Source organism: Accumulibacter sp. (assembly GCF_031732815.1).
GTDB lineage: Bacteria > Pseudomonadota > Gammaproteobacteria > Burkholderiales > Rhodocyclaceae > Accumulibacter.
The window spans coordinates 1-2,747 of record NZ_JAVMKF010000274.1; the positions used below are offsets into that span (position 1 = coordinate 1).

Consider the following 2,747-nt stretch of genomic DNA (forward strand, 5'->3'; position numbering starts at 1 on the left):
TGCGCAACGTGCGGCGCCATGCGCGGCTGCTGCGCGCTGATCGTCGCGTCCACGTTGCCGACCTGCCAGCCGCCTTGCGCCAGCAGCGCCAGCGTCGCGCGCAGCAGGCTGCGGCTGTCGGCGGCACGGTAGCGTTCGTCAGTGTCCGGGAAATGGCGGCCGATGTCGCCGAGTCCGGCCGCGCCGAGCAGCGCGTCGATGATCGCGTGCAGCAGCGCGTCGCCGTCGGAATGGGCGAGCAGGCCGCTGGAGTGCGGGATATCGACGCCGCCGAGGATCAGTCGGCGGCCGGGAACGAGCGCGTGGATGTCGCTGCCCTGTCCGACGCGAATCATTCGCCGCCTCCGTTGCGAGCGCGCAGGATCATTTCAGCCAGGCGCAGATCGGCAGCATAGGTGACCTTCAGATTGCTCGTGTCGCCGCGCACCAGGCGCGGCCGCAGACCAAGGGCTTCGATCGCCGACGCTTCGTCGGTGCCCGCCGGATGCTCGGCCAGCGCACGGCGCAGCAGGCCGTAGCGAAACATCTGCGGCGTCTGCGCCTGCCACAGGCCGTCGCGCGCCTCGGTGCGCACGACGCGCTGTTCGTCGTCGCCGCGTTTGAGCGTGTCGGCAAGCGGCACGGCGAGCAGGCCGCCGACCGCATCGTCGGCCAGTTCGGCGCACAGGCGGGTGAGCATGGACAACGACAGACAAGGGCGCGCCGCGTCGTGCACGAGCAGCCAGTCTTCGTCGCAAACCGCGGTTGCCGCCGCGCGCAGGCCATTGGCGACGCTTGCCGAACGCGTTGCGCCACCGGAGAATACGCTCTCCAGCTTGGGCCCGAGGGGCGTCCAGTCGAAGCGCCGCCAGCCGCTGTCGTCCGGCGCGAGGACGACCCAGACGCGCTCGATCAGCGGGCAGGCGCAAAGCACGGCAAGGCTGTAGTGGATCAGCGGACGACCGGCGAGCAACTCGTACTGCTTCGGCGTCGGGCTGCCAAAACGGGCGCCGCTGCCGGCTGCGGGAACGATTGCGAAGTGGCTTGTCATCGGCTAATTTTAATGCAGCAGGAGAATGGACGGCGCGCGATGACGGTTCGCCCGGGCGGCGCGCCGCCAACGCAGCCGGCCACCGCCGACGAACGACCACCAAGGTAGACCGAAGGAACGCGAAGATGAGCAGCGAAGCAAGGCACGCAACCCGATCGCCGGCGGTCGCCGGCACCTTCTATTCCGCTGCGGCGAGCGTTCTGACGCGCGATCTGCGCCGCCTGCTGGCCCACGCGCCAGCGCCGCCGACGGCACCGACCTCGCCGGCCAAGGCGATCATCGCGCCGCACGCGGGTTACGTCTATTCCGGTCCGATCGCCGCCAGCGTCTACGCGCCGCTCGTCACCCGTCGCGAAACGATCCGGCGGGTCGTCCTGCTCGGTCCGACGCATCGCGTCCCGGTCAACGGCTTGGCGCTGCCCTCGGTCAGCGCTTTCGCCACACCCCTCGGCGAGGTTCTGCTCGACCAGACAAGCCGCGAAGATATCCTGCAACTGCCGCAGGTCGTGGTCAGCGACGCGGCGCACGCCTACGAGCACTCGCTCGAGGTGCAACTTCCTTTCCTGCAATCGGCCCTGGCCGATTTCAGCCTGGTGCCGCTGGCCGTCGGGCGTGCTTCGGCCGAACAGGTGGCCGAGGTGCTCGAACGTCTGTGGGGCGGTGACGAAACGCTGATCGTGATCAGCTCCGACCTCTCGCACTACCTGCCGTATACCACGGCGTGCGCCATCGACCAGCGCACGGCACACCACATTCTGGCCCTCGACGCGCACCTCGACCACCAGCAGGCGTGTGGCGCGACGCCGATCAATGGCCTGCTGCTCGCCGCGCGCCGGCACGGCCTGCAGGCGCAACTCGTCGACCTGCGCAATTCGGGCGACACCGCCGGCGACAAGGCGCGCGTCGTCGGCTACGGCGCGTTCAGTTTTTCCCCGGAGTCCAGAAATGGCCAGCGAAACGCCCAGCAGCCTATCCACTGACGCTTTCGGCGACACGCTGCTGCGCATTGCACGCAACGCGATCGGCGAACGCTTCGCCTTCCCGGCGCAAGCCGTCGCGGACTTCGCCGAGCTCCGCGAAGCGGCGGCCACTTTCGTCACGCTGACCCAGCAGGGCCAGTTGCGTGGCTGCATCGGCAGCCTGGAAGCGCATCGGCCGCTGGCCCGCGATGTCGCCGCCAACGCCATCGCCGCCGCTTTCCAAGACCCGCGCTTCCGGCCGCTGGGCAAGGACGAATTCGTGCGCACGCGCGTCGAAGTCTCGCTGCTGACGCCAGCCGAACCCTTTCCAGTGCGCGACGAAGCCGACGCGCTGGCCCGCTTGCGGCCATTGGTCGACGGCCTCATCCTGAGCTACCGTGGGCGGCGCGCGACGTTTCTGCCACAAGTCTGGGAATCACTGCGCGCACCAGGCGATTTCCTCGCCCAACTGAAGCTGAAAGCCGGCCTGCCGGCCGATTTCTGGCACGCCGACGTCGTGCTGGCGCGCTACGCGGTCCGCAAGTGGCACGAGGCAGCGCGATGAACGACGCCGGGCATCGACCGAAAACACCGGAATCCGCCTGCCCGGCGCGCTGGTGGCACGCGATCGCCGACCAGCGCATCCAGTGCGACCTCTGCCCGCGCGACTGCAAGCTGCACGACGGGCAGCGCGGCGCGTGCTTCGTTCGCCAGAATGTCGGCGGCCGCATGCTGCTGACCACCTACGGCCGCTCGTC

The 2,747-nt window shown here is 69.3% G+C and carries 4 protein-coding genes and 1 pseudogene; 3 read left to right on the plus strand and 2 right to left on the minus strand.

The window, feature by feature from the left end; all coding sequences use genetic code 11:
• A partial coding sequence (ispF, locus tag RKP46_RS16055; protein WP_311107548.1) for a 2-C-methyl-D-erythritol 2,4-cyclodiphosphate synthase occupies positions 1-335 on the minus strand: 335 nt, incomplete at its 3' end.
• Entirely contained in the window at positions 332-1,030 is a 699-nt protein-coding gene (gene ispD / locus RKP46_RS16060) for a 2-C-methyl-D-erythritol 4-phosphate cytidylyltransferase (RefSeq protein ID WP_311107549.1), read from the minus strand. The genes ispD and ispF, both read right to left, overlap by 4 nt.
• Before the next feature lie 125 nt (positions 1,031-1,155).
• On the opposite strand from ispD, the gene amrB reads away from it, so the two are divergent.
• The 3 genes and pseudogenes from amrB to RKP46_RS16075 form a co-directional block, all read left to right on the plus strand.
• Entirely contained in the window at positions 1,156-2,010 is an 855-nt protein-coding gene (gene amrB / locus RKP46_RS16065; RefSeq protein ID WP_311107550.1) for an AmmeMemoRadiSam system protein B, read from the plus strand.
• Positions 1,976-2,554, plus strand: a complete 579-nt coding sequence (gene amrA, locus RKP46_RS16070) for an AmmeMemoRadiSam system protein A (protein ID WP_311107551.1) — start codon at positions 1,976-1,978, stop codon at positions 2,552-2,554. The genes amrB and amrA overlap by 35 nt, the downstream gene beginning before the upstream one ends.
• A pseudogene (locus RKP46_RS16075) lies at positions 2,551-2,747 on the plus strand (AmmeMemoRadiSam system radical SAM enzyme); the annotation flags it as partial. The gene amrA and the pseudogene RKP46_RS16075, both read left to right, overlap by 4 nt.

Excerpts from the sequence above, each read along its gene's own strand:
- amrA (WP_311107551.1), top strand. The coding sequence starts at position 1,976 with ATGGCCAGCGAAACGCCCAGCAGCCTATCCACTGACGCTTTCGGCGAC.
- ispD (WP_311107549.1), bottom strand. The coding sequence starts at position 1,030 with ATGACAAGCCACTTCGCAATCGTTCCCGCAGCCGGCAGCGGCGCCCGT.
- amrB (WP_311107550.1), top strand. The coding sequence starts at position 1,156 with ATGAGCAGCGAAGCAAGGCACGCAACCCGATCGCCGGCGGTCGCCGGC.